The sequence below is a fragment of the Crenobacter sp. CS_VA4 genome (genome assembly GCF_055597485.1).
In genome coordinates, this window is sequence record NZ_JBVMAE010000087.1 from 1 (window position 1) to 445 (window position 445).

Annotated in this window: 1 protein-coding gene; it reads left to right on the forward strand. The window is 58.9% G+C overall.

The genetic code is table 11. From position 1 onward, the window contains the following. Window positions 1–445 (forward strand): [protein-PII] uridylyltransferase family protein (locus ACZ2IA_RS22815; protein WP_470294878.1); only part of this gene is annotated, 445 nt, incomplete at both ends.

The following is a 445-nucleotide window of genomic DNA, read 5'->3' on the forward strand; positions in this document are numbered from 1 at the left end:
CGAAGACCGCCTGCTCTTCGATCATCAGGTCAAGGTCGCCGAGCTGTACGGCTATGCCGACCAGAGCTCCAACCTCGCGGTCGAGCAGTTCATGCAGCTGTACTACCGCACCATCAAGATGCTGTCGGTACTGAACGACATCTTCATTCAGCTGTTCCAGGAGCAGATTACCGACGAACCGGCACAACCCATCGATATCGATGACCACTTCGTGCTGGTCGGTGGTTATCTCAGCACCCGTCACGACGATGTCTTCCGCAAGGAGCCGTTGCAGCTGCTGCGCGTCTTCAAGGTGTGGACCCGCTGCGAAAACAAGCTCGATCACGCGGTCGAAGGGCTGTCCGCCGAAACCCTGCGATTGCTCCGCCGCGACCGCAATCTGATCGATGCCGGCTTCCGCAACCGTCAGGACGCCCGCGCCTTGTTCATGGACATCATCCGTTCT